Origin of the sequence: Burkholderia sp. M6-3, assembly GCF_050858985.1 — a bacterium.
In the GTDB taxonomy this organism is placed as follows: domain Bacteria; phylum Pseudomonadota; class Gammaproteobacteria; order Burkholderiales; family Burkholderiaceae; genus Paraburkholderia; species Paraburkholderia caledonica.
In genome coordinates this window covers 2,040,966-2,066,413 of record NZ_CP110090.1, presented here as the reverse complement: position 1 = coordinate 2,066,413, position 25,448 = coordinate 2,040,966, and the positions used below count along the sequence as shown (strand labels likewise).

General features: G+C 63.8%; 21 protein-coding genes. 17 read left to right on the top strand and 4 right to left on the bottom strand.

The annotated features are described in order from the left end of the window. Positions 1–176: 176 nt before the first annotated feature. Positions 177–1,622, bottom strand: a complete 1,446-nt coding sequence (locus tag OH764_RS08915; protein ID WP_214884421.1) for an NAD-dependent succinate-semialdehyde dehydrogenase — start codon at positions 1,620–1,622, stop codon at positions 177–179. A gap of 324 nt (positions 1,623–1,946) precedes the next feature. Between OH764_RS08915 and OH764_RS08910 the strand changes: the two genes are divergently transcribed. The 5 genes from OH764_RS08910 (at position 1,947) to OH764_RS08890 (ending at position 6,721) form a co-directional block, all read left to right on the top strand. After that, positions 1,947–2,150 carry a cold-shock protein gene (locus tag OH764_RS08910; RefSeq protein ID WP_006052818.1) on the top strand — a complete coding sequence of 68 codons (204 nt, stop codon included), beginning with the start codon at positions 1,947–1,949 and terminating at the stop codon, positions 2,148–2,150. A 127-nt stretch (positions 2,151–2,277) separates the two neighbouring features. Continuing rightward, a complete protein-coding gene (locus OH764_RS08905; protein ID WP_288824752.1) occupies positions 2,278–2,658 on the top strand; it encodes a hypothetical protein in 381 nt (126 codons plus the stop codon). A gap of 227 nt (positions 2,659–2,885) precedes the next feature. Then, positions 2,886–4,307 carry a hopanoid biosynthesis associated radical SAM protein HpnJ gene (gene hpnJ / locus OH764_RS08900; RefSeq protein WP_498846516.1) on the top strand — a complete coding sequence of 474 codons (1,422 nt, stop codon included), beginning with the start codon at positions 2,886–2,888 and terminating at the stop codon, positions 4,305–4,307. Beyond that, a complete protein-coding gene (gene hpnI / locus OH764_RS08895; protein ID WP_498846515.1) occupies positions 4,304–5,470 on the top strand; it encodes a bacteriohopanetetrol glucosamine biosynthesis glycosyltransferase HpnI in 1,167 nt (388 codons plus the stop codon). The genes hpnJ and hpnI (OH764_RS08895) overlap by 4 nt, the downstream gene beginning before the upstream one ends. 153 nt (positions 5,471–5,623) lie before the next feature. Beyond that, positions 5,624–6,721 (top strand): lysylphosphatidylglycerol synthase transmembrane domain-containing protein, encoded by a 1,098-nt coding sequence (locus OH764_RS08890; protein WP_498846514.1) that lies wholly within the window; start codon positions 5,624–5,626, stop codon positions 6,719–6,721. Here OH764_RS08890 and OH764_RS08885 read toward each other — a convergent pair. Together OH764_RS08885 and OH764_RS08880 are read right to left on the bottom strand one after the other, a co-directional pair. After that, positions 6,718–8,214 carry a sensor histidine kinase family protein gene (locus OH764_RS08885; RefSeq protein ID WP_498846513.1) on the bottom strand — a complete coding sequence of 499 codons (1,497 nt, stop codon included), beginning with the start codon at positions 8,212–8,214 and terminating at the stop codon, positions 6,718–6,720. The genes OH764_RS08890 and OH764_RS08885 overlap by 4 nt on opposite strands. After that, on the bottom strand, positions 8,215–8,874 hold the full coding sequence (locus OH764_RS08880) for a response regulator transcription factor family protein (protein ID WP_498846512.1): 660 nt from the start codon (positions 8,872–8,874) through the stop codon (positions 8,215–8,217). It abuts the gene before it with no gap. Between the two features lie 396 nt (positions 8,875–9,270). On the opposite strand from OH764_RS08880, the gene OH764_RS08875 reads away from it, so the two are divergent. From OH764_RS08875 to hpnK, 3 genes are read left to right on the top strand one after another with little or no spacing between them, the layout of a single operon-like run. Next, positions 9,271–9,621, top strand: a complete 351-nt coding sequence (locus OH764_RS08875) for a hypothetical protein (RefSeq protein WP_498848791.1) — start codon at positions 9,271–9,273, stop codon at positions 9,619–9,621. Positions 9,622–9,633: 12 nt separating this feature from the next. Continuing rightward, positions 9,634–11,007: a bacteriohopanetetrol glucosamine biosynthesis glycosyltransferase HpnI gene (gene hpnI, locus OH764_RS08870; RefSeq protein ID WP_498846511.1), complete on the top strand. Its 1,374-nt coding sequence runs from the start codon at positions 9,634–9,636 to the stop codon at positions 11,005–11,007. Continuing rightward, positions 10,997–11,923, top strand: a complete 927-nt coding sequence (hpnK, locus tag OH764_RS08865; RefSeq protein WP_498846510.1) for a polysaccharide deacetylase family protein — start codon at positions 10,997–10,999, stop codon at positions 11,921–11,923. The genes hpnI (OH764_RS08870) and hpnK overlap by 11 nt, the downstream gene beginning before the upstream one ends. A 23-nt stretch (positions 11,924–11,946) precedes the next feature. On the opposite strand, the gene OH764_RS08860 is transcribed toward hpnK, so the two are convergent. Further along, a complete protein-coding gene (locus OH764_RS08860; RefSeq protein ID WP_498846509.1) occupies positions 11,947–12,870 on the bottom strand; it encodes a LysR family transcriptional regulator in 924 nt (307 codons plus the stop codon). A 325-nt stretch (positions 12,871–13,195) separates the two neighbouring features. Between OH764_RS08860 and OH764_RS08855 the strand changes: the two genes are divergently transcribed. The 9 genes from OH764_RS08855 to OH764_RS08815 all read left to right on the top strand — a co-directional run bounded on the left by OH764_RS08855 (position 13,196) and on the right by OH764_RS08815 (position 25,420). Beyond that, entirely contained in the window at positions 13,196–14,680 is a 1,485-nt protein-coding gene (locus OH764_RS08855; RefSeq protein WP_498846508.1) for a UbiD family decarboxylase, read from the top strand. Further along, positions 14,673–15,329 (top strand): UbiX family flavin prenyltransferase, encoded by a 657-nt coding sequence (locus OH764_RS08850; RefSeq protein ID WP_498846507.1) that lies wholly within the window; start codon positions 14,673–14,675, stop codon positions 15,327–15,329. Before OH764_RS08855 ends, OH764_RS08850 begins: the two co-directional genes overlap by 8 nt. After that, the gene (locus tag OH764_RS08845) at positions 15,326–18,391 is read left to right on the top strand and encodes a xanthine dehydrogenase family protein molybdopterin-binding subunit (protein ID WP_498846506.1); all 3,066 of its coding nucleotides are present in this window, start codon (positions 15,326–15,328) and stop codon (positions 18,389–18,391) included. Before OH764_RS08850 ends, OH764_RS08845 begins: the two co-directional genes overlap by 4 nt. Continuing rightward, positions 18,388–19,209, top strand: coding sequence for an FAD binding domain-containing protein (locus OH764_RS08840; RefSeq protein ID WP_498846505.1), 822 nt, complete (start codon positions 18,388–18,390; stop codon positions 19,207–19,209). Before OH764_RS08845 ends, OH764_RS08840 begins: the two co-directional genes overlap by 4 nt. A 20-nt stretch (positions 19,210–19,229) precedes the next feature. After that, positions 19,230–19,775, top strand: coding sequence for a (2Fe-2S)-binding protein (locus tag OH764_RS08835; RefSeq protein WP_498848790.1), 546 nt, complete (start codon positions 19,230–19,232; stop codon positions 19,773–19,775). Then, positions 19,768–21,348 (top strand): acyl-CoA synthetase family protein, encoded by a 1,581-nt coding sequence (locus tag OH764_RS08830; protein ID WP_498846504.1) that lies wholly within the window; start codon positions 19,768–19,770, stop codon positions 21,346–21,348. The genes OH764_RS08835 and OH764_RS08830 overlap by 8 nt, the downstream gene beginning before the upstream one ends. Positions 21,349–21,353: 5 nt before the next feature. Further along, entirely contained in the window at positions 21,354–22,160 is an 807-nt protein-coding gene (locus OH764_RS08825; protein WP_498846503.1) for an enoyl-CoA hydratase/isomerase family protein, read from the top strand. A 46-nt stretch (positions 22,161–22,206) separates the two neighbouring features. Then, on the top strand, positions 22,207–23,955 hold the full coding sequence (locus OH764_RS08820; protein ID WP_498846502.1) for a GMC family oxidoreductase: 1,749 nt from the start codon (positions 22,207–22,209) through the stop codon (positions 23,953–23,955). Between the two features lie 79 nt (positions 23,956–24,034). Further along, complete coding sequence (locus OH764_RS08815) at positions 24,035–25,420, top strand: MFS transporter (protein WP_498846501.1); 1,386 nt, start codon at positions 24,035–24,037, stop codon at positions 25,418–25,420. Positions 25,421–25,448 lie beyond the last annotated feature (28 nt).

Below are 25,448 nucleotides of genomic sequence, written 5' to 3'. Positions count from 1 at the left end.
TCGCCTCTGTATTGGCCGCCGAGCGTTGAGCCGATGCGTCTGCCGCTGCATCGGTCAACGTGGGTTGCATCTGCTCACGAAACGCCCTTGTGGATGGAAAAAAAAGTCCGCGAGCGTGAACTCGCGGACCCTGTACGGCTAGCAACGATCGGGCGCAGCTTGCCCGACCGGATGTCTTAGGACGACATCACCGTCACGGACTTCGTGACCAGATACGCTTCCATTGCTTCCGGTCCGCCTTCGGAGCCGTAGCCCGAATCCTTCACGCCGCCAAACGGCATTTCAGGCGTGGGCGTGGCGGGCTGGTTGATCCACAGCATGCCGACTTCGAGTTGCTGCGACAGCAGATGCACGTTGCTGAACGACTTCGTGAACGCGTAACCGGCGAGGCCGAACGGCAGACGGTTGGCTTCCGCGATTGCTTCTTCGAGTTTGTCGAAACCGCGGATGGCCGCGATCGGGCCGAACGGCTCGTTGTTGAACACGTCGGCTTCGAGCGACACGTTGGTCAGCACGGTCGGTGCGAAAAAGTTGCCTTCCGAGCCGACGCGCTCGCCACCTGTCTCGATCTTCGCACCCGTCTTGCGCGCGTCGTCGAGCACCTTGCTCATGGCCGTCAGACGGCGTGCATTGGCGAGCGGCCCGAGCGTCGTGCCTTCCGCGAGACCGTCGCCGAGCTTGAGGCTTTCGGCGTGCTTGACGAGCGCCGCGGCGAACTCTTCGCGAATGCTGTTGTGCACGAGAAAGCGCGTGGGCGAGATGCAGACCTGGCCCGCATTGCGGAACTTCGCGCCGCCCGCTGCCTTGACGGCGAGCGCCACATCGGCGTCTTCAGCGACGATCACCGGCGCGTGACCGCCCAGTTCCATCGTGGCGCGTTTCATGTGCGCGCCAGCCAAGGAGGCCAGTTGCTTGCCGACCGGCGTGGAGCCGGTGAACGTGACTTTGCGGATGACCGGATGCGGAATCAGGTAGCTCGAGATTTCGGCCGGATCGCCGAACACGAGACCCACGGTGCCTGCCGGCACGCCTGCTTCGACGAAAGCCTGCAGCAGGCCCGCTGGCGACGCAGGGGTTTCCTCCGGCGCCTTTACGAGGAACGAACAGCCGCTCGCGAGCGCCGCGCTCAGCTTGCGCACGATCTGGTTGACCGGGAAGTTCCACGGCGTGAAGGCGGCGACCGGACCGATCGGCTCCTTCAATACGAGTTGCTGTGCGGCGAGATTGCGCGAGGGCACGACGCGGCCATAAAGGCGGCGGCCTTCGTCGGCGAACCACTCGATGATGTCCGCCGCGGCCAGCACTTCGATCTTCGCTTCGGCGAACGGCTTGCCCTGTTCCTGCGTCATTAGACGGCCAATGTCCGACGCGCGCTCGCGCACGAGCCCGGCTGCCTTGCGCATAACCGCGGCGCGCTCATGAGCCGGCACCTTGCGCCATGCTTCGAAGCCGCGTTGCGCCGCTTCCAGCGCGCGATCGAGGTCGGCGATGCCTGCATGCGCCACCTTGCCGATCACCTGGCCGGTAGCGGGGTTGACGACGTCGATAGTCTTGCCGCTGGCGGCATCGCACCATTCGCCGTTGATCAGAAGTCGGGTATCGGTATAGCTCGAAATTGCCATGCTGGTTCCTGTAAATGGGAAAACGACAGGCTGCGGGGCGTTCGGAGAAGGAGTCGAACCCGCGCTGCCGAGAATGGACTGCCGATACGAACATCTTATCTGATTGTTTCCAAACGCACCGGCGGCGGGCGCATCCGAGCGGGCGAGGCACGCGTCTTGCTCCAGATGCTAGGGGGACCCTGGAAGTTCGCTGCCTGAGAAGGCGCGAAGGTTCGTGGAGCAAGCGCAGCCGCTGCGACGCCGCGCAAACAGGCGTACAGTCGAGCGGCAGTCCCCGCCCGAGAATTGCCAGTTTAGTCAACCAGATGCACATGAGGAATCGACATGCCTACCGGTACAGTGAAGTGGTTCAACGACGCGAAGGGCTTCGGCTTCATCACACCCGACGACGGAGGTGAAGACCTGTTTGCCCATTTCTCCGAGATTCGCTCGGAGGGCTTCAAGTCGTTGCAGGAAAACCAGAAGGTCAGCTTCGAAGTGAAGCAGGGGCCCAAGGGCAAGCAGGCAGCGGATATCAAGCCCATCTAGAGTCAAGCCCAGCACGCGGGACGACAGCGAAGCGGCGGCGGCCGGCTTGCGCGCCCGGCGCATGGCCGGCACGTCGACTGGCGCATGGCCGGTACGGCGATCGGCACCGCGCGCAGGCGAGGTTCGTGTGGACAGACAATCCGCTTATCAGGAAATCGACGCCAACGGCGGCGAAGCGTATGCGAAGTTCTTCGCTGCGCAAAATCCGGAGGCACCGCTCACACCGTTCTGTCATCGTTATCTGTTTGAAAAGGAACAGGCGCGGGCCGACGACGAGCGCGGCTTCGCCTTGAAGTCGCTCGCGCAAATGGAGTCCTCGTCCCATGTGGCGCAGGTGGCGGCCAGCGCGTCGCGCGATGCCGCCAACGCCGCGCATACCTCCGCAACGGCCGCGCGGCGCTCCGCATTCTGGACGATGATCGCGGCCATTGCGTCGGCCCTCGGCGTCGCCGTGAACGCCGCCCTCAATCTTGGCTGGCTCGATTGGGCCCGACATCTTGCGCGTTGATCCGGCTTTCGTTTCTGACAGTTCAGCAGGTCATTGGTCAGCATGCCGAAACCTCATGTTCAGGCGAGCGGGACAAGCTCCGCTCGCGTCATTTTGCTTAAGGTTTCCTTCAGCTTTGCTCCGTAGCATCTGCGCGAATGCATGCCCTTGCTCGCCCGCGGCGAGCGCCCTCCGACAGTTGTTCGACAGAAAACAGAAAGCGCCTGTTCAAGGTTGCTGGAGCATCCATGAAAACTCTGTTCTTGCAGGCGCCGTCATATGACGGCTTCGATGGTGGCGCCGGTTCGCGTTATCAGGCTAAACGTGAAGTCCGCTCGTTCTGGTATCCGACGTGGCTTGCGCAACCGGCCGCACTGATTGCCGGCAGCCGCGTGCTCGACGCACCCGCCGATGGTTTGTCGGTCGAAGCCACGCTCCACATTGCGCAGCAATACGATCTGGTGATCATTCACACCAGCACGCCGTCTTTCCCCTCCGACGCGCTTTTCGCAGAAGACCTGAAAAAGCGCAAGCCGTCGCTGCTGATCGGCATGGTGGGTGCAAAGGTCGCCGTGGACCCGCACAACTCGCTCACGGCGAGCGAGGCGATCGACTTCGTCTGCCGCGAGGAATTCGACTTCACTTGCGCGGAGATCGCCGAGGGCAAGCCGTTCGCGCAGATCCTCGGCCTCAGCTATCGCGCGCCGGACGGCTCGATCGAGCACAATGCAGCGCGCCCGATCCTCGAGAACATGGACGAGTTGCCCTTTGTTGCACCCGTCTACAAACGCGATCTGAAGATCGATAACTACTTCATCGGCTATCTGAAGCACCCGTATGTGTCGATCTACACGGGGCGCGGCTGCCGCTCGAAGTGCACTTTCTGCCTTTGGCCACAGACAGTGGGCGGTCATCGCTATCGCACGCGCTCGGTCGAGAACGTGCTGGAAGAAGTGAAGTGGATTCGCGACAACATGCCCGAAGTAAAGGAGATCATGTTCGACGACGACACCTTCACCGACTTCAAGCCGCGCGTCGAGGACATCGCTCGTGGTCTCGGCAAGCTCGGCGTGACGTGGTCGTGCAACGCGAAAGCGAACGTGCCGTACTCCACGCTCAAGATCATGAAGGAAAACGGCCTGCGGCTGCTGCTCGTCGGCTACGAATCCGGTGACGATCAGATTCTGCTGAACATCAAGAAGGGGTTGCGCACCGACATCGCCCGGCGCTTCAGCGACGACTGCCGCAAGCTCGGCATCAAGATTCACGGCACGTTCATTCTGGGTTTGCCCGGCGAGACCCAGGAGACCATCCAGAAGACGATCGAATACGCGAAGCAGATCAATCCGCACACCATCCAGGTGTCGCTTGCCGCGCCGTATCCGGGCACCCGCCTTTACGAGCAGGCGGTTGAAAACGGCTGGCTCGAACAGAACAAGATGATCAACCTCGTAAGCAAAGAAGGTGTTCAGCTCGCCGCTATCGGCTACCCGCATCTGTCGCGCGAAGAGATTTATCACCAGCTCGAAAACTTCTACAAGCGTTTCTATTTCCGTCCGTCGAAAATCTGGGAAATCGTGCGCGAAATGCTGACCAGTTGGGACATGATGAAACGGCGCTTGCGCGAAGGCGTCGAGTTCTTCCGATTCCTGCGCGCACACGAGGCGTGAGCGCCGCGCATTGGTTCGCTGCGGCGATTGCCTACGCATGCGCCGCGTGCGCGGTTTCCGGCGTAGGCTACACGCTGCTGGCAAGCGTGCTGATCGGGCGGTTCTTTGCGCGCGCGGTGGCCGAACCCGGCAGCTTCCCGGATATAACGGTCGTGAAGCCGTTGCACGGCAGCGAAGGCGCGCTGCTGCGCAATCTGTCCAGTTTCTGTGAGCAAAACTACGCTGGCGCCGTGCAGTTCGTATTCGGCGTACACGATCCGGCAGACCCGGCATTGCAGGCCGTCCATGAATTGAAGCGCCTGTATCCACAGGCCGACATCACGGTGATTTCCGACACCCGCCTGTACGGCCCAAATCGCAAGATCAGCAACATCGTCAATATGCTGCCGCACGCGCGGCACGGCGTGCTTGTGTTCGCCGATAGCGATGTCGGCGTCGGCCCCGACTATCTGCGCCACATCGTCGGCGAACTGGAGAAGCCCGGCGTTGGACTCGTGACGTGCGCATATCGCGGCGAGCCCGAGCCCGGCTTCTGGCCGCGCCTGTCGGCAGCCGCGACTCAGTATCAGTTTTTGCCGGGGGTGGTCACCGGTATCGCGCTCGGTCTTGCGCGGCCCTGCTTTGGACAGACGATTGCGATGCGGCGCGCCACGCTCGACAAGATCGGCGGCATGCTGCCGTTCGCACGGCATCTCGCGGAAGACCACGCGATAGGCGAAGCGGTACGCGCAATCGGCGAAAAAGTCGCGATTCCGCCTTTCGCCATCTCGCACGCTTGCGTGGAGGCGAGCGCGGCCCAACTCGTCTCGCACGAGTTGCGCTGGAGCCGGACGATCCGCTGCGTCGATCCGCTCGGCCATCTCGGCTCCGCGTTCATGCATCCGCTCGCCTTTGCATTGCTCGCGGTGGTGTTCTCGGGCAGCGCGTCATGGAGCTGGGGGATTGTGGCGCTCGCGCTGTTTGCGCGCTTCGCATTGAAGCTTTGCGCCGATCGCGCGTTGCAGCAGGAGCATGGCGGGCTGTGGCTCCTGCCGATATGGGATATCGTGTTGTTTGCAATCTTCGTGGCGAGCTTCGGCTCTTCGCGCGTGATCTGGCGGGGCTTCAGCTTCGAGGTGGACGGTGACGGCCTGCTGTCGCCCGCGCGGGACGAGTCGCGCTGAATCACGCTGAATGACGATGAGCCGCGAACAGGTGGCGGAAGTAGAGGAGGTTAGGGCAGCAATGATGCGTAGGTCTTCCGAAACGAACGATGAGCGGCAAGTCCCTTGCACGACGCGCGAGACCCGCGCGACCCGCACGCGCGAGGTCTTCGCATGATGAAGCATTTAGGCCGCGTCGCCGCGCTCGCGGGCCTCATCGCGTCGCTGTGGCTCGTCTGGCAGGACAACCCGGGTGCGGTGCTCGGCGCATTGCGCGCGGCTGGCGCGGGTCTCGTGCTCGCGGCGCTCGCGCACGTACTGACGATGCTCGCCAACGCCTGTGACTGGCGCTCGCTGATTCGCGGCGCGAACCGGCCGCACCTTGCGAACATGCTGCACCTCGTGTGGGTGCGCGAATCCGTCAATAGCATGCTGCCGGTCGCGCGCATCGGCGGAGAAGTGGTGTCTTTTCGCATGCTCAGGCGTTGGGGCGTGCGGCCGTCGATGGCGGTGGGCAGCATCATCGCCGACATGCAGTTGACCGTGATCAGCCAGCTGCTTTTCACGATGGTCGGCATCGGCTTTCTGTTCGCGCATGCCCATTCCGACACGCTGCGGCTCGGCGGACAACTCGCGTGGGGTGTGGTCGTGCTCACGCCGCTGCTCGTGTTGTTCGCGCTCGTGCAGCACGCCAGTCCGTTCGAGCGCATGACGCGCGCGCTCAATCACATGACGAGCGGCAAGCTCGCCGCGCTCGTGGGGCAGTCGGCGCAGATCGATCGGGCAATCAAGCTGATCTGGCGACGCCGCGGCGTAGTGTTGCGTTATCTGTTTTTCTGGCAGCCGCTGCAGTGCTTTTTGGCGTCGCTCGAAATCTGGCTTGCGCTGTATTTTCTCGGCGCGCGAGTGACGCTTGTCGAAGCCGTGGTTATCGAGTCGTTGATCCAGGCCATCAGCAGCGCAGCGTTCTTCGTGCCGGGCGGTCTCGGCGTGCAGGAGGGCGGCTTCATACTGATCGGCGGCGCACTGGGTCTGGATCCGTCGACCTGTCTGGCGCTTGCGGGCGCACGCCGGATTCGCGATCTGCTGATCTTCGTGCCGGGGCTGATCGCCTGGCAGTTTGCGGAGACGTCAAAACGCGATCGCGCCGACACTTCCACGCTGCGGGCGAACCGGCCAGAGCGTCGTCGCGAGCGCGCCGGCGCCGCTCGCAGCCCGCAACAGGCTCCCCTCGCCGAAGGCAGCGCCGCGGGCGAAAGGAGCCGCCGCTAGGCGGCTGACTTCAAAGGTCCGGCAGACGCCGCCGTATAAGCGGGGAACGATACGTCGACGGCAAGCCCGCGGCCGTCGAGGCCGGTGCCGAATCGCACGGTAGCACCGAAATGTTGCGCGATGCGCGCGACAATCGACAGGCCGAGGCCGCTGCCAGTCGCCTGGTTGCCGGTTGCGCGAAAGAAGCGGTTCGTGAGACGTGCCAGATCTGCCGGCGCAACGCCCGGGCCGTCGTCGCGCACGCTCACCACAATGCGCTCGGATAATGGCTCTTTCACCGGTTCTTGCAGCGGCTCTTTCAGTGGATCCTTCAGTGGCGCCAGAACCTCCTCTTTTTGACGCCGCACCGCGATCTCGATCGTGCCGCCGTCGCTCCCGTATTTGATCGCGTTATCCAGCAGATTGTCGAAGAGAATGCCGATCAGCACCGGCTCCGCATTGATCTCCGCGCGCATGTCGCAGTTCAGCGTCACGCAAATGTTTTTCTGCTGTGCATTGCCCGCGTTCGCCAGCAATGCGCTCTTCGCGACGGCGCCAGGCGCGAGCGGTGCCGTTGCCATCTTCTCCTGCATGTCCAGACGCGCGAGCAACAGCAATTGCTCGGCGAGCCGCGCGCTTCGGTCCACGCCTTGCACGACGCGCTCCATGGCGAGCCGCTGACGTGCGGGGTCGGGTTCGGCCAGCGCGACTTGTGCCTGGACCTTGATCGCGGCAAGCGGCGTTTTGAGTTCATGCGCGGCGTCGGCAGTGAACGCGCGTTCCCGTTCCAGCGAATGTAACAGGCGCGAAAGCAGCAGATTGATCGCGTCGACGAGCGGCCGCACCTCGATCGGCACTTGGCCGATATCGACGGGCTCGAGGCGATTGATGTCCCGCGAGCGGATCGCATCGGAGAGCATGCGCAGCGGCGCGAGGCTCCAGCCGATGCTCCACCACACGAGCAGTGCCAGCACCGGCAGCGCGATCAATGCAGGGCGCGCAATGCGGCTCGCGACGCCGCTCACCAGATCGCTGCGGGTGTTGGCCTGTTCGAATACGCGGACCGTGTGCCCGAGCGGCGTGTCCCGAAGCGTGAACGAGTGATACGTCTGGCCACCGAGCACGACGTCCTGCACGCCGGTGACGGGCGGTACCGGCAAATCCCACGCGTTGAGCGCGCGCAAGGGCGGGCTGCCGGCAATCACGTCGCCATCGCGCGTGCGCACCTGGAACAGTGCGTCGCGCGGCAGTGAGTCATCGTCGTCGGTGTCGTTCGCACTTGTTTCTCCGCCTCGTTCTTCCTCGCGCACGTCGATGTGCGCATTGGCGAGCGTGGCGAGATTGGACCGGTCGAGCAACGCGAGCATCTGTGCGAGTTCCGCGAGGCGGGCTTCCTCCCACTCCGCCACTTCTCGCGTGGCCTGGCGATAGCTGGACGCCAGAGCGATCGCCCACACGAGCCCGATGCTGGCGAGCACGAGCAGCATGAGCCGCCGGCGAATGGATGCGCTCATCTACTGTTTCTCCACCACGTAGCCAATATTGCGCACGGTTCGTATGAGGTTTGCGCCGAGCTTCTTGCGCAGGTTCGACACGTGTACCTCGATCGCATTGCTTTCAATTTCCTCCTGCCATCCATACAGGCTTTCTTCGAGACGCGAGCGCGATTGCGGAATGCCCTGATTCGTCAGCAACTGGATCAGGATCGCCCATTCGCGCGACGTCAGCGGCACGCGTTTGCCGGCCACCTCCACAGTTTGCGACGCCGGGTTCACCGTGAGCTCCCGATAGCGGATCAGCTCGACACTGCGGCCTTGCGCGCGTCGCAGCAGCGCACGGCAACGCGCGATGAGCTCGGTGAGGTCGAAGGGCTTGCCGAGATAATCGTCCGCGCCTGCTTCGAGACCGCCCACGCGGTCCACCACCGTGCCGCGCGCGGTCAGCACGAGCACCGGCACGTCATTGCCGGCGTCGCGCAGCCGTTTCAGCAGGTCCATGCCAGAGACGCGGGGCAGGCCGAGATCGAGCACGACGAGCGCATAGCTCGTGGTGTCGAGCGCGAGACTGGCCTTGTGGCCGTCTCGCGCCCAGTCGACAGTGAAACCTGCTTGACGCAAACCTGCTTCGATCCCGCAGCCGATCAGATCGTCGTCTTCAACGAGAAGTACACGCATAGAGCAGAAATTCCGTAGGTGTTTTTATCGTGGGGCGGTACGCATCGAATGAACCTAGCGGCTGCAGCTTCCAGCGTCAGCCATGCGGTCCGCTAGCAGCGTTATACCGCGTTTTGCTTAAGGTTTCCTTCAGCTTGAATCGATACCATCGCTCATCAACGGCTTACTGTTGTATTGGCATCATGAATTCGCCGAATGAATATGCGACATGAGCACACGGCATTGCCCTCTGTTGTCGGTCTACTGAAACGAAATCGTAAGTACATCGACGGAATGCACGGCAGGCGCCTCGCCATGGTGACCGTTCTTCTTCTTGCTGACGATTGCGTCGAAGAGCGGGCGCTGGTTGCTTGCGAGAAGCCGCAAGATGCGTTCATCAGGCCACGAAACGAAGCCATGAAGCCAGCCACCGTCGATATGCTGCGAGCCCATCTCATGGTGGCCTCGCTCACGGCTCTCGCAGCCGACGTGCTCGCCTGTGTGACGGTAGCGGCGCTGCCGGGCGCGCAACATCTGTTTGTCTCCGCGGCTTTCCGGCTCGCCGCGCTCGCCATGGTGGCGGGCGGCGTGATCGGTGCGCGCCAGGTTGCCCAAGTCGCATTCCACCTTGCCGTTGCCGATCGCTACGTGAACGCTGTGGGCCTCTACGCGAGGCCAGTCGCCGTCGACCCGGATTGTCCGCGGCTTTGGCTCGTCATCTTGCATCTTCGCCTTACTGGGACACCGTTCGTCTTGCGCGGACACTGACGGAATCCGCCAATGGTTGCGCACGCATTCACAATAGGCGAATGGATTCTGCTCGCCGTTTGCATCGCGGCGTCGCTGTATACGCTGGTCGCTGCGGTAGCAATGCCGTTCTCTACCGTTCGTGGCCGCGCCGCGTTGGATCACGACGATCTGTCGCCGGCCGCTCCCGCAATCGATCCGACAAGCCTCGTGCACGGTGCGAAGTTCCGCGCGCCCGCCTCGTGCCGAACTGATCCGTTGCCGCATGCGGGCGTGACTGTGCTTAAGCCGCTGTGCGGCGCCGAGCCGCGTCTCTATGAGAACCTGCGGACGTTTTGCGAGCAGCGTTATGCGAATTTCCAGCTCGTTCTTGGTGTGTGTTCTCCTGAGGATCCCGCGATTGCCGTCGCGCGTCGTTTGCAGGCTGCATATCCGTCGCTCGACATCGAACTTGCGATCGACACGCGCGTGCACGGCAGCAACCTGAAAGTCAGCAATCTGATGAATATGGTCGAGCACGCGCGTCACGACGTGATCGTGATTGCCGATAGCGACATCGCCGTGCGGGCCGATTATCTGGAGAGCGTGGCAGCGCCCCTCGCTGACCCACGCATCGGCGTTCTTACCTGTCTTTATGCCGCACAAGGTGTCGGCGGTTTCTGGCCGCGCGTGGGCGCGCTATTCGTCAACGAATGGTTTGCGCCCTCGGTACGCGTCGCGCACATGGCCGGTTCGCGCCGCTTCGGTTTCGGCGCTACGCTCGCGTTGCGACGCGCCACGCTCGAACGCATCGGCGGTTTCGAGGCCCTTAAGAACTGTCTTGCCGACGACTACTGGCTAGCCGAACACGTGCGCGCGCTGGGCTTGCAAACGGTGCTCTCGCGCGTGATGGTGGCCACCGACGTGACCGAGCCCACCTTTGCAGAACTGTGGCAACGCGAGACGCGCTGGTTGCGCACCATACGTTCGGTGAATCCGCTCGGTTTCGCTTTTCTGTTCATCACGTTCCCGACTCCCTGGCTCGTTGCCGGCGGGTGTCTGAGCGCTGCCTTCGCGACCGGCGCGAACGGCGGCGGGCCTGGCTGGGGCGCGCTCGTCGGCGCGGCCGGCACAATGGCGGGACTGGCCGCGCGTTTGATGCTGCATCTGCGTGCCGCGCGCCATGAAGTCGCATTGGGGTGTGCGTTTCCCGGTGAAGCGGCGGAGTCGCTCGGGCGTGCGTTCTGGCGCGATCTTCCGCTTCTGCCGTTGCGCGATACGATGCTATTGTTTCAGTGGCTCGCTGCGGCTTTCGGTTCACATGTCACGTGGCGTGGCACGCGCGTTCGGGTCGGAAGCTCGCATTCGGCTACGCGCACGAGGCCGTTGCGCTCGATGGACGTGATGGAGGCATCCGATGGCCGCTGAGGTGGATGTACCAGCGCCGCACGCATTAAAGCCGCCTGGCTCCGGGCCGCGTGCATCCGGGCCGCAAGCATTCGAGTCGCGTTCCGTCGAGCCGTGCGCCGAAAGGCCCCGCGCGTTGATCATCACCGCCGACGACTTCGGCTTGCATTCTCGTGTGAATCTGGCCGTCGAACAGGCGCATCGACACGGCGTGCTCACCGCCGCCAGCCTCATGATCGGTGCGCCCGCCGCAAACGATGCAGTCGAGCGCGCGCACGCGATGCCGCACTTGCGCGTGGGCCTCCATCTCGTCCTCGCCGACGGCGACGCTGTCTTGCCGCGCACCCACATTGGGGCGTTGCTGGATAAGCATGGCCGCTTCGGCGACGACATGGTCCGCGACGGCGTGCGGTTCTTCTTTCTGCCGCATGTACGGGAGCAGTTGGCGCGCGAAATTCGCGCGCAGTTCGAGGCGTTTGCCAGGACCGGACTCGCGCTCGATCACGTGAACACGCACAAGCATTTTCATGTGCATCCGACGGTGCTTGGCTTGATCCTGGAAATTGGCCGGGAATTCGGCATGAAGGCGATGCGTTTGCCGTTCGAGTCGAATGCGCCGCTGTGGCTGAGGCCGTGGATCGCGCTCGTCAAGGCACGGCTCGACCGTGCAGGCATCTTTCACAACGACTATGTCGTCGGCATCGCCGGCAGCGGCCGCATGGACGAGGCCGCGTGGCTCACGGCGCTCGCTTCGTTGAAAGGCGGGGTCGCAGAAATATACTGTCATCCTGCCATTGGAGGCGAGCGCGCATTGACCGACGGCATGCGCGATTACCGCCATGCCGACGAACTGCAAGCACTGCTTTCGCCGGACGTCGCTCGCGCCATTCGAGCCCTCGGCGCAAGGCTCGGCGGCTTCGCCGATGTGTCAGGGTAATTGAAGGTTCGCGCCTCGCGTTGTTATTCGATCGAGGCCTCTATCTCCGACGCGCTCGACACCTTGCGCAACTCATCGGCGATTACCGACACGAGCGCATCCGCTGCCGCGGTCAAGGGCCGCCGCGGATGCGTTACGCACACAATGTGCCGCACGATGCGCGGTGCGAGAATCGGATACGCGCGCAGGCTGCCCTGATGCACCGCGCGCTGCACCGCGATGCGCGGCAGAATAGTGGCGAAGCGCGTGCTTTCCACGAGCTTCACGATCGTGCTCAATACGTCGATTTCGAAGCGCGGTGCGAGCAGCACGTCCTCGTGCTGGGCGGCCGTATCTAGCACGCCGCGCAGGCCGTGGCGCTTCGTCGGCAGCACCAGTTCCAGTTCGGGAAGCTGTGCGAGTTCAATCGCGTGAGGCAGTTCGGGGCCGTTCGCGGCGCTCGTCACGAGCACCATCTCCTCGTCGAGCAGCGGCTGTGCGTCGAGCGAGAGACGCGCGCGCGGTTTGTTGATGAGCGCCGCGTCGAGCTGACCGCCCGCCACCCAGTCGATGAACGTCGCGCTGTAGCCGTCTGCCACCGTCACTTCGACATGCGGATAGCGCGCGTGAAAGCGCGACAACGCATCGGCGAGCACGCTTTCGGTCACCGACGCAATCAGCCCGATCGATACATGCCCGGTCACCACTTCGTCTCGCTGTACGAGTTGCTGACGTGCGTGCGCGAGGTCCCGCATGATCGGCAGAAAGAGGCGATACATCAGCCGCCCGGCCGCGGTCGGCGCCATGCCATGCGCGTTGCGCTCGAACAGTTGCTGATGCAGTTCCTCTTCCAGTTTGCCGATCTGCATACTGAGCGCGGGCTGCACGATATTCAGCCGTTTAGCGGCGCGGGTGACGGAGCCGTCCTCGAACAGCGCGATGAAGTACTGGATTTGCCGCAGGTCCATGATGGTATGAGTGAAACATCAACAAACGTAATGAGGGGGGCGCGGCTTATCAGAACACACGCGGCGGACCGAACGGCACATCACGAGCAGCGATGAACAGCCTCGCGCATGGGCCGCTACATGCGGATAGTTGATTGATAACCTGCCTACAAACGGCTGTCATTGGTGCTAACACCCATATCATCGGGAATGATTCGAAGCATCAATATTCCATATTAGAAGTTATACGCGGATCTCGTTACGCTTTCATCATCAACTGGCGCTCCGTTCCGACATGAAGCGGGACTCAAGCGGGGCATGAAGCCAGTCATCGATGGAGACGTAGATGAATACACGCGATGCCGCGCCGCACGACACCTCACATCCAGACTGGGCCCGCAAAGGCGGAGCCCTTGCTTTGCGCGACTGGCTCGCGCATCTCGCGCGAAGCGGACGCCTGGCGACGATCGACCAACCCGTCGCGCTCGAACACGAGCTCGCGGCGATCGCCAAGCGCCTCGACGGCACGCAGGCGGCATTTTTCACGCGACCTGACGGTCACCGCGTGCCGGTGGTGAGCGGCTTCATGTCCCGGCGGGCATGGATCGCGGAAGCGCTCGGGGTGGATGAAAGTGAATTGCTCGCGCGCTTCAGCGATGCTGCGGAGCATCCGCTCGCGTCGCGACTCGTGCCGCGCGACGAAGCGCCGTGCCAACAGGTCGTGCATACGAAGAACATCGACCTTCACGCGCTACTGCCGATTCCTACACATAGCGAACACGACAACGGCCCGTACATTACCGCCGGCCTCGTGATTGCGCGCAATCCCCGCACCGGCGTGCAGAATGTGTCGATCAACCGGATTCAGGTGCACGCTGCGGACCGCATGGCGATTCTGCTGTTGCCGCGTCATCTTCACGCATTCCAGAAAGCGGCGGAAGCGGCCGGCGACGCGCTCGACGTGGCCGTTGCGATAGGCGTCGATCCGCTCACGATGCTCGCGTCCCAAGCTATTTCTCCAATCGACTCCGACGAACTGGAGATCGCCGGCGCGTTGCATGGCGCACCGCTGCCGGTCGCAAAATGCGTGAGCAACGGAGTACATGTACCGGCGTTCGCTGAAATCGTGATCGAAGGCCGCATCTTGCCGAACGTGCGCGAGATGGAGGGGCCGTTCGGCGAATTCCCGAAGTACTACAGCGCACAGGAAGCGCGCGAGGTGATCGAGGTCACCGCCGTTACACATCGCAACGACCCGATTTTTCATACGATCGTGCCCGCCGAGATGGAGCATTTGCTGCTCGGCGCAATTCCCCGCGAGGCGACGCTGCTCGCGCATCTGCAACGCAGCCATCCGAACGTGAAGGACGTGCATCTGTCGGTGGGCGGAGTGTGCCGTTATCACCTGTGGGTGCAGTTCGAGAAGAAGCGTGAGGGCGAGGCGAAGAACGTGATTCTGTGCGCATTCGGCGCGCATTACGACATCAAGCAGGTGGTCGTGGTCGATACAGACGTGGACGTGCACGATCCCGCCGAAATCGAATGGGCAATTGCCACGCGCTTCCAGGCGGATCGCGATCTCGTCGTGATCGAAGGCGCGCAAGGCTCGCCACTCGATCCGTCGACTACCGTCGGCCAGCCCGAGGACGCACCACCGTATCTGCAGGGCATCAGCGCGAAGATGGGACTCGACGCGACGCGTCCGGTTGCCTATGCATCGCACGTGTTCACCCGCGTGCGGATTCCCGGTGAGGACACAGTGGATCTGAACGCACTCGTCGCGGCGGATAACGCCGCGTTCGACGCTTATCTCGGTGACGGTCATGTCTGAAGCGAGGCTCGACACTAACCGGCATGACCTGCGCACAACTCGCACGCAGCGCATCGTCGTCGGCATTTCAGGCGCTAGCGGCGCGCTGATCGGCGCGCGCCTGCTCGCTGCATTGCGCCGTCTCGGCACACACGAGACGCACCTGATCGTGTCCGCATCGGGCGCCGTCACGGCTGCGCAAGAACTCGGCATGACCCGTGGCGACCTCGATAGCATGGCCGACGTGGTCTACAACGTGCGCGATATCGGCGCGGCGGTGGCGAGCGGTTCGTTCATCACGGCGGGCATGGTGATCGCACCGTGCTCGATGAAAACGCTCGCGGCCGTAGCGAACGGTTTCGCCGACAACCTGCTGACGCGCGCCGCAGACGTGATGCTCAAGGAGCGTCGCCGCCTCGTAATGGTCACGCGCGAAACGCCGTTGAATCTCGCGCATCTGCGCAATATGACTCACGCGACCGAGATGGGCGCGATCGTGATGCCGCCGGTGCCCGCGTTTTACGCGCATCCGAAAACAATCGAAGACGTAGTCGATCACACCGTCGGACGCATTCTCGATCTGTTCGGTATCGAGCATGGCGAGATCGCCCAACGCTGGAGCGGCCTCGCCGACGAATTCGCGCAACGGCAAGCGGGAGGCGAGCAATGAACCAGCGCGATCTGGTGAATACAGCCGATGCGGCCACACAGGAACGTGAGGCCGAAGCCGCACAAGGCGGGCAGCGTCATGTAGGGCGCCCTATGCAGCGTCTCGAGGATCCGGCGATTCTCACGGGCCGCGGCCGCTATGGCGACGACATCGGCGTGCGCCCCGGCACGCTGCACGCGGCGGTCTTGCGCTCGCCGCACGCGCATGCGGAACTGCTTGCAATCGATACGCAAGCCGCGTCGCAACTGCCAGGCGTCCGCGCGATTCTCACACGTGACGATCTGCGCGCATGGTCGCGCCCGTTCGTAGTGGGCATCAAATCGCCGATGGAGCAGTGGGCACTCGCGATGGACCGCGTGCGGTATGTCGGCGAACCGGTGGCGGTCGTGCTGGCCGAATCGCGCGCTATCGCTGAAGACGCACTCGATCTCATCAAGGTCGAATACGCGACGCTGGAACCTGTAACGTCGATCGAGGAAGCTGTCGGTGATAACTCTGCGGTGCTGCACGAGAAGGTGGGCAGCAACGTGATCAGCGACCGGCATTTCCGCTACGGCGAGCCGGAGGCGGCGTTCGAAAAAGCGCCGCATCGCGTGAAACTGGTCGCGCATTATCCGCGCAATACGTGTGCGCCGATCGAATGCGGCGTGGTGATTGCCGAGTATCTGCCCGGCGACGAAGGCTATGACGTCACGTCGAATTTCATGGGGCCGTTCTCGCTGCACGCGGTCATGGCGATGGCCTTGAACGTGCCGGCGAATCGTCTGCGTCACAAGGCACCGCGCGATTCGGGCGGAAGCTTCGGCGTGAAGCAGGCGGTGTTCCCGTATGTGGTGCTGATGTGCCTCGCGTCGCGCAAGGCCGGCGCGCCGGTCAAATGGGTCGAGGATCGGCTCGAGCATTTGAGTGCGGCGACGTCTGCCACGGCGCGCCTGTCCACCATTGAAGCGGCGGTCGACAACGACGGCCGCATCACCGCGCTGTCCTACGACCAACTCGAAGACTGCGGCGCATATGTGCGTGCGCCGGAGCCCGCAACCTTCTATCGCATGCATGGGTGTCTCACGGGCGCCTACGCGATCGACAATCTGCTCGTGCGTAACCGCGTCGTGCTGACCACCAAGACGCCCACCGGACTCGTGCGGGGCTTTGGCGGACCGCAGGTGTATTTCGCGCTCGAACGGCTCATGCAGCGTATCGCGGCCGAGCTCGGGCTCGATGTGCTCGACGTGTATCGCCGCAACTTCGTGCGCGCCGATGCGTTCCCGTATCGCGCCGCGGCAGGCGCGCTGCTCGATTCGGGCAACTATCAGGAAGCGTTGCGCCGCGCGCTCGACGAAGGCGGCTATGACGAACTGCGTGCACGCCGTGAGGCCGCGCGTAGCGAAGGGCGCCTGTACGGCATCGGCTTCTCGGCGGTCGTCGAGCCGTCAATCTCGAACATGGGTTACATCACGACCGTGATGCCCGCTGAAGCGCGTCGCAAGGCCGGTCCGAAAAGCGGCGCGATTGCCAGCGCGACGGTCAGCGTGGATCTGCTCGGCGGCGTCGTCGTGACAATTGCATCGACGCCTGCGGGTCAGGGCCACATGACGGTATGCGCGCAGGTGGTGGCCGACGTGCTCGGCATTGCGCCGCACGAGGTGGCCGTCAACGTCGAATTCGATACACACAAGGACGCGTGGTCGGTCGCCGCGGGCAATTATTCGAGCCGCTTTGCGGGCGCGGTCGCGGGCACAGTGCATCTCGCGGCGATGCGTGTGCGCGACAAGATCGCGCGCATCGTGTCGAAGCAACTGAACTGTGCGCCGCAAGATGTCCGCTTCGAGGGCGGCCGCATCTTCGCGCAAGGCGCGGAAGATCGCGCGCAACCCTTCGGCCGGGTCGCCGCGAATGCGCCGCATTGGGCACCTGCGTTGCTGCCCGAGGGCGAGGAGCCAGGCTTGCGCGAGACGGTGTTCTGGAATCCGCCGAACATGGCGGCGCCCGATGAGAACGACCGCATCAATACTTCGGCGGCCTATGGTTTTGTGTTCGACATGTGCGGTGTCGAAGTGGATCGCGCAACGGGCCGCGTGCGCATCGACCGTTATGTGACCGCGCATGACGCAGGCACGTTGCTCAATCCCGCGCTCGCCGACGGCCAGATTCGCGGTGCGTTCGCGCAAGGACTCGGCGCGGCGCTGATGGAAGAGTTCCGTTATGGCGCGGACGGCAGCTTCCAGTCGGGCACGCTTGCCGACTATCTGATGCCGACCGCGTGCGAGGTGCCCGATCCGGTGATCGTGCATCTGGAAACACCGTCGCCGTTCACGCCGCTCGGCGCGAAGGGACTCGGCGAGGGTAACAACATGAGCACGCCGCCATGCATCGCGAATGCGGTGGCCGATGCGCTCGGCGTCGACGACATCCGTTTGCCGCTTACGCCTTCGAAAGTAATGGGGCTGATCGGCATCGACGACCCCGAGCCCTCGCGCCCCGAGTTGCGCGAAGCACCCGCGCCGAAGAACCCCGCGATGTCCGGCGGCGGCAAGGCACTCACCGCGCAAGGCAGTGTGGATCTGCCCGCAACGCCCGAAGCCGTGTTTGCCGTGCTGCTCGATCCGAACGCGCTCGCGAAGGTGATTCCCGGCTGCCATGCGCTCGAAGCCGAAGGTCCGAATCAGTATCGCGCGGACGTGACGGTGGGCGTCGGCATGATCAAGGCGCGGTTCGAAGCAAAGATCGGTTTGTCGGAGATCGACGCGCCGCACCGTTTGCGCCTCGCGGGCGCGGGCATGTCGTCGCTCGGCAGCGCGCGTGGCAGCGGTCTTGTCGAACTGACGCCGATCGCGACCGGCACGCGTCTTTCGTACGACTACGAGGCGCAGGTCTCGGGCAAGGTCGCGGCGGTCGGCGCGCGGATGCTGGAAGGCGCGGCGAAAGTCGTGTTGCGTCAACTGTTCGAATCGCTGGGACGCCAGGCCGGGGGCAAGCCGCTCGCCGCGTCTGCTCACAGTTCTAGTGACGGCGGCGGTTCGTGGCTGTCGCGCTTGTTGGCCCGCTTCAGGAGACAACGATGAAACCCGCGCCGTTCGATTACCTGCGCGCAATGAACGCGCAGCATGCGCTCGACGCACTGGCGCAACACGGTGAAGACGCACGCGTCCTCGCGGGCGGCCAATCGCTGATGGCCGTGCTGAACATGCGGCTCGCTCAACCGCGCATGCTGATCGACATTTCGCGCACCGGCGAACTGGACTCGGTGCGCGTCGACCGCAAGGCCGGTTCATTGACGGTGGGCGCGGCGGCGACGCAAGGCAGCGTCGAATGGCGCGCGTCGCTACGCGACGAAGTGCCGTTGCTCGCAATGGCCTTTCCGCACATCTCGCACTTTCAGATCCGCAATCGCGGCACCGTGTGCGGCTCGATCGCGCATGCGGACCCGAGCGCCGAACTGCCGCTCGTGCTGAGCGCGCTCGGCGGCGACGTGATGCTGCGCTCGAAAAAGAAGCCGCGCGTGCTTTCGGCGGACGCGTTTTTTCAGGGCATGTTGATGACTGCGCGCGAACCCGACGAACTCGTCGAAGCGGTGCGTTTCCCGCTTAAGCGCGAGGGCGAGCGTTATGGCTTCGCGGAATTCTCGGCACGTCATGGCGATTTCGCGATTGTCGCGTGCGCCGCAGTGGTCACCGACGATGCCATCCGCCTCGCCGTGGGCGGCGTGGCGGACCGGCCGGTGGTCGAGCGATGGCCGCGTCTGTCCGGTGACGATTTGCGCGGGGCGTTGAACGATTTGAGCTGGAAGCTGGGCGCGCAGGACAACGCGCATATCAGTGCGAGCTACCGCCGGCATCTGGTCCGGCAACTCGGATGGCGCGTGATAGAGGAGGCAAAGTGAGCAACACATCCAACGGAAAAATGGCAGACGGCCTGCCGCAAGTCTTGCGGCGAGACGAACGGCAGTGCGTGACGCTGACCTTCAACGGCCGCGAACGCAGCGCATATTGCGAGCCGCGCGATCTGCTGTCCGACTTCATTCGTCACGAACTGGGGGCGACCGGCACGCACGTAGGCTGCGAGCACGGCGTCTGCGGTGCGTGCACCGTTAAGGTAGGCGGCGTTGCGGCGCGGTCCTGTCTGATGCTGGCCGTGCAGGCGCAAGGGCAGCGCATCGACACTGTCGAAGGTCTTGCGCCAGACATGGTGCTCGGCGATCTGCAGGAAGCGTTTCAACGCCATCACGCATTGCAATGCGGCTTCTGCACGGCAGGCATCCTGATGTCGTGCGCCGACTATCTGCGACGCGTGCCCGACCCGAGCGAAGCGCAGGTGCGTGACATGCTGTCCGGCCACTTGTGCCGCTGTACCGGCTATACGCCGATCGTCGCGGCCGTGCTCGATGTGGCCGCGCGCCGCCGGCACCGCAACGTGACGGGTGACGCGCTGGAGGCGAGCCATGCTTGACCTCGGACGTACATTTTTGCAAAGCGTCGAGCGCAGCCCGAACGCATTGGCACTCGTGGACGGCGAGCTTGCGCTCACGTATGCGCAGTGGCACGACATCATCGTCAATGTGGCCGACGGTCTGCGTGGGATTGGCCTCGCGCACGGCGACCGCTTGCTTGTAGTGCTGCAAAACCGCTGGGAAATGGCGACGCTGCACTGGGCGTGTCAGTTTGCGGGCATTGTGATCGTGCCGTTGAACTGGCGGGCAAAACCCGAAGAGCTCGATTACTGCGTGAGCGATGCGGGCGCGAAGGCAATCGTCTACGAGCCGGTGTCGGCCGAGGCGGTGATGCAAAGCCCCGCGGCGCAACGCGTGCCGCGTATCGGACTCGACGTTGCCCCTGGGCGCAGCGCGGGCTTCGACAGGCTGCTCACAGAGGTGGCCGGCCGCGCGAATTCGGACGCGGATGCACATGCCGGCGCGGACGATTATTCGCTGATTCTCTATACGTCGGGTACGACGGGCAAGGCGAAGGGCGTGCCGCGGCGTCACCGGCAGGAACGCGCGGCAGCGCTCGCGCATGTGGCGCAAAACCTCTACCGTCATGGCGAATGCACGCTCGGCGTGATGCCGCTTTATCACACGATGGGCGTTCGCTCGCTTCTCGCCATGGCGCTCGTGGACGGCACGTTCGTTTGCGCGCGCCGCTGGAATGCACGTTTCGCGCTCGAGGCTATCGCGCGTCACAAGGTCACGTGCCTCTATCTCGTGCCGACGCTTTACCACGATCTGCTTGGCGACCCTGCGTTCGCGTCGACGGATACGTCCACGGTGACCAAGCTCGGCTTCGCCGGCGCGCCGATGAACGATGGCTTGCTCAAACGGCTCTCGGCGGCGTTCGAACCGGAACTGTTCGTCAATCACTACGGCTCGTCTGAGGTCTACACGTTCAGTATCGACCAGGACGCGACGAAAAAACCGGGCAGCGCGGGGCGCGCGGGCATCAACACACGTTTGCGGGTCGTGAAGCTCGACGCCGGTACGCCCGGCGATTTCGCGGAAGTCGGCGAGGAAGGGCAGATCATCGTCGACCTGCTGGGCGACGAAGCGTTCGAAGGCTACTGGAACCGGCCGGACGCGAACGCGAAATCACTGCGCGACGGCTGGTACTTCACGGGCGACACGGGCTATATCGACGGCGACGGCGATCTGTATGTGTCGGGCCGCGTCGACGACATGATCATCAGCGGCGGCGAGAACATTTCGCCGGTCGATATCGAGTCGGTGCTCTCTCTGCATCCGGCCGTGGACGACGTCGCGGTGGCCGGCGTGAAGGACGAACGCTGGGGCCAGCGCGTGGTGGCATTTATCAAACGGCGTGAATACGTCGACGCCGAAACGCTCGATGCGTATTGCCGCACGTCGGACCTCGTCAACTTCAAGCGCCCGCGCGAATACGTGTTCGTGGATGACATACCGAAGTCGCCGGTCGGCAAGATTTTGCGCCGCAAGCTGTCCGCGGGCGAATACCTGACAGACGAGCGCGGCAACGACACCATTCAGAAGCAAACCGAAATCAACAAGGAGTGATTCTCATGACCGAGCTGACCCACCGCGGCCAGAGCCTGCTGCAAGACCTCGACGGCTTTTCGATCGAGACTGACGCCGAACGCGAGCGCGCCGACATTGTTCTGCACCGGCCGCCGTTCAACGTGATTTCGATGCATGCGCGGGATCAGTTGCGCGCAGCCTTCGAGGCACTCGACGAAGACGAGCGCGTGCGCGTGATCGTGGTGCGCGCGAAGGGCGAGCATTTTTCGAGCGGCGGCGATATCAAGGGCTTCCTGGAAGCGTCGCCGGAACACGTGTCGAAGCTTGCCTGGAATATCGCGGCGCCGGCGCGCTGTTCGAAGCCGGTGATTGCCGCCAATCGCGGCTTCTGCTTCGGCGTGGGCTTCGAATTGTCGCTCGCCTGCGACTTCCGGATTGCGACCGACACCACTTTCTATGCGCTGCCTGAACAGAAGCTCGGACAGATTCCCGGCTCGGGCGGATCGGCGCGCTTGCAGCAAATGGTCGGCGTAGGCCGCACCAAGGACATCGTGATGCGTTCGCGCCGCATTCCGGGCAAGCAGGCATACGAGTGGGGCATCGCGGTCGAGTGCGTGGCCGACGCGCAACTCGAAGCGGCTACCGATGCGCTCGTCGACGAACTGCGTGCGTTCTCGCCGCTCGCGCAGCGAACCGCGAAGAAGCTGCTCAACGATACCGAGGACGCACCGCTGTCGATCGCCATCGAACTCGAAGGACATTGTTATAGCCGCTTGCGCACGTCCGACGATTTCCGTGAAGGCGTCGAGGCGTTTCATGGCAAGCGCAAGCCGGTGTTTCGCGGCAGTTGAACAACCGCGGTGCCGTAGCACATAAAACGATTCAGGAGACACGCAGATGGAATACTTCGATTACGTGATCGTCGGTGGCGGATCGGCGGGGTGCGTGCTCGCGCAGCGCCTCTCCGCGGTCCCGTCGCTGCGCGTCGCGCTGATCGAAGCCGGCGCGGACACGCCGCCGGGCCGCGTGCCCCCGGAGATTCTCGACAGTTACCCGATGCCAGTGTTTTGCGGCGACACGTACATCTGGCCTGAATTGACGGCGCGAGCCACGCGCGATTCGGCGCCGCGAGTCTATGAACAGGGCCGCGTGATGGGCGGCGGCTCCAGCGTCAATGTGCAGTCGGCCAATCGCGGTTTGCCGCGCGACTACGACGGGTGGGCAGCGAACGGCGCGAGCGGCTGGGGCTGGCAAGACGTGCTGCCGTATTTTCGCAAGCTCGAACGCGACGTCGATTTCCCCGACGGCGAACTGCACGGCAAAGAAGGACCCGTGCCGATCAGGCGCATCATGCCCGCCGATTGGCCGCCTTTCTGCAACGCGTTCGCCAGCGGCTTGCGCAAGAACGGTGTCGCGCCGCTGCACGACCAGAATGCCGAATTCGGCGACGGCTTTTTTCCCGCCGCATTCTCGAATCTCGACGACCGCCGTGTGTCCACGGCAATCGCGTATCTCGACGAGTCCACGCGCAAGCGCACCAATCTGCATATCCATGCCGATCTGCGAGTGGAGCGCATCGTGATGGAAGGGCGCGTCGCGCGCGGTGTGGTCGCGCTCGCACGCAACGGCGAGCGCGTTCGTTTCAACGCGAACGAAGTCGTGTTGTGCGCGGGTGCGTTGCAGTCGCCCGCGATGCTGATGCACGCAGGCATCGGCCCCAAGGAGGAACTGAATGCACTCGGCATCGACTGTCTCATCGATCTGCCGGGCGTGGGACGTAATTTGCAGGATCATCCATCGCTCACGTTCTGCCATTTTCTCGCGCCGCAATTGCGCATGCCGTTGTCGCGGCGACGCGCGAGCATGATGGCCGCACGCCTGAGTTCAGGCATCGCGGGCGGCGAAGCGTCGGACCTGTATCTGTCGAGTGCGACCCGCGCCGCCTGGCACGAACTCGGCAACCGGCTAGGCCTCTTTTTTCTCTGGTGCAACCGTCCCCACTCGCGTGGCCGCGTGCAACTCGTTAGCGCCGATCCCGCCGCGCCGCCGCGCGTCGATCTGAATCTGCTCGACGACCCGCGCGATATCGCGCGGCTCGCCTCCGGCGTGCGGATGCTCGCGAAAATCGTTGCGGCCTCGGGTTTCGGCGAGAACGCCCGCGACTTCTTTCCCGCTGCGTTTTCCGCGCGGGTAAAAGCGCTGAGCCGCGTCAGTGCGAGCAATGCGCTGCTCACGTCGCTGCTCGGCCGTTTGCTCGACGGCCCCGCGCCGCTGCGGCGCATGTTGATCGAACGCTTCTTCACGCGTGGTCAGCGGCTCGCCGACCTGCTCGCCGACCAGGGCGCGCTCGAGGATTTCATTCGCGCGAACGTGTTCGGCGTCTGGCATGCGAGCGGCTCCTGCCGCATGGGCGACGCCAACGATCCGGCGGCCGTCACCGATACGGCGGGCGGTGTGCGCGGCACACAGGGTTTGCGCGTCGTGGACGCGTCGTTGATGCCGCGGCTGCCGTCCGCGAATACGAACATCCCGACCATCATGATGGCCGAGAAGATCGCCGACGCAATACTCGCGCGGCGCCTGCCCGGGCGTGCGGACATTGCGAGCCGCGCCGATTATCGCCACGCATTCCTCAAGGTTTCTTAACACCACCCAAGCACGCGAAAGAACGTGCGCCAAATCGCGGACGATCGAGAGACGCCCGCAGACAGTCAAGGAGATGACGATGTCCGTAGCAGCGCAAAATAGCGCCGCCTTGCCCGCGATCGATCAGCGGCAAGTGATGGGTGCAGTATTCGCCTCGTGCCTGGGTTGGGCACTGGATCTGTTCGACCTGTTCGTGTTGCTGTTCGTCGCACCAGTGGTTGGGCGGCTGTTCTTTCCGTCCGATCACGCGATGCTGTCGCTCGCGGCGGTTTACGCGTCGTTTGCGGTGACCTTGCTGATGCGCCCGCTCGGTTCGGCCTGGTTCGGCTCGTATGCGGACCGCCATGGACGCAAGGGCGCGATGATCATCGCCGTGGTCGGCGTAGGCCTTTCCACTGCCGCATTCGGCGCACTGCCGACGGTCGCGCAGGTCGGCCTCGCCGCACCGATCATCTTTCTCGTGCTGCGTCTCGTGCAGGGCGTTTTCGTGGGCGGCGTGGTGGCGTCGACTCATACGATCGGCACCGAATCCGTCGCGCCGAAATATCGCGGCGCGGTGTCGGGTCTGATCGGCGGCGGCGGGGCAGGGCTCGGCGCGTTGCTCGCGTCGCTCACGTATCTCGCGATGTCCACGCTGTTCCCCGGCCAACTCTTCGAAGTCTGGGGGTGGCGCTGCATGTTCTTTACCGGCATCGTCAGTTCGGTGCTCGGGTTGTTCGTGTTCAGCAGCCTCGAAGAATCGCCGCTGTGGAAAAAGCTCGCGGCCGAAAAAGCCGCCAAGGCCGCGGCTGCCTCCACGTCGGCGGTGAAGGCGCCGGTCGAAGTGGTGCGCTCGCCGGTGCGCACGCTGTTTTCGCGCGACTACCGCTCGATCCTCTTAGTCAATCTGCTGCTGACGGTAGGCGGCGGCAGCGGTTATTACCTCACGTCGGGTTACCTGCCGACTTTCCTGAAAGTGGTGAGCCACGCGCCGAACGGCGCGGCCGCTGCGATCCTGATGCTGTGCAGCGTGGCGGTGGTGATTGCATCGGTCGCCGCTGGACATCTAAGCACCTTCATCGGCCGCAAGACGGCGTTCGTGTGGCTCGGGCTGATTCGTCTCTTCGCGTTGCCCGCGCTCTTCCTGCTGTTACCGGGCGCATCCAGCATCACGATGGTCGGCGTCTATGCGGTGATTCTCAGCGCGCTCGGCAGTGCCGGCTACGCGCCGATTCTGATCTTCCTGAACGAGCGCTTTCCCACCGCGATTCGCGCGACCGGCACGGGATTGTCGTGGAATATCGGCTTCGCTATCGGCGGAATGATGCCGACGGCTGTCTCGCTCGTCGCAAAAGATGCGAGCCAGTTGCCATTGACGCTTGCGGTCTTTGTCGGCGCGATCAGCGTGATTTTCCTGACCGGCGCGTTCATCGTGCCGGAAACGCTCGGCAAGCTCGATCAGGGTGCGGTTCGCGAACCGGTATGAAGCACCGGCAGCGGTTCAGCGTTTCGTT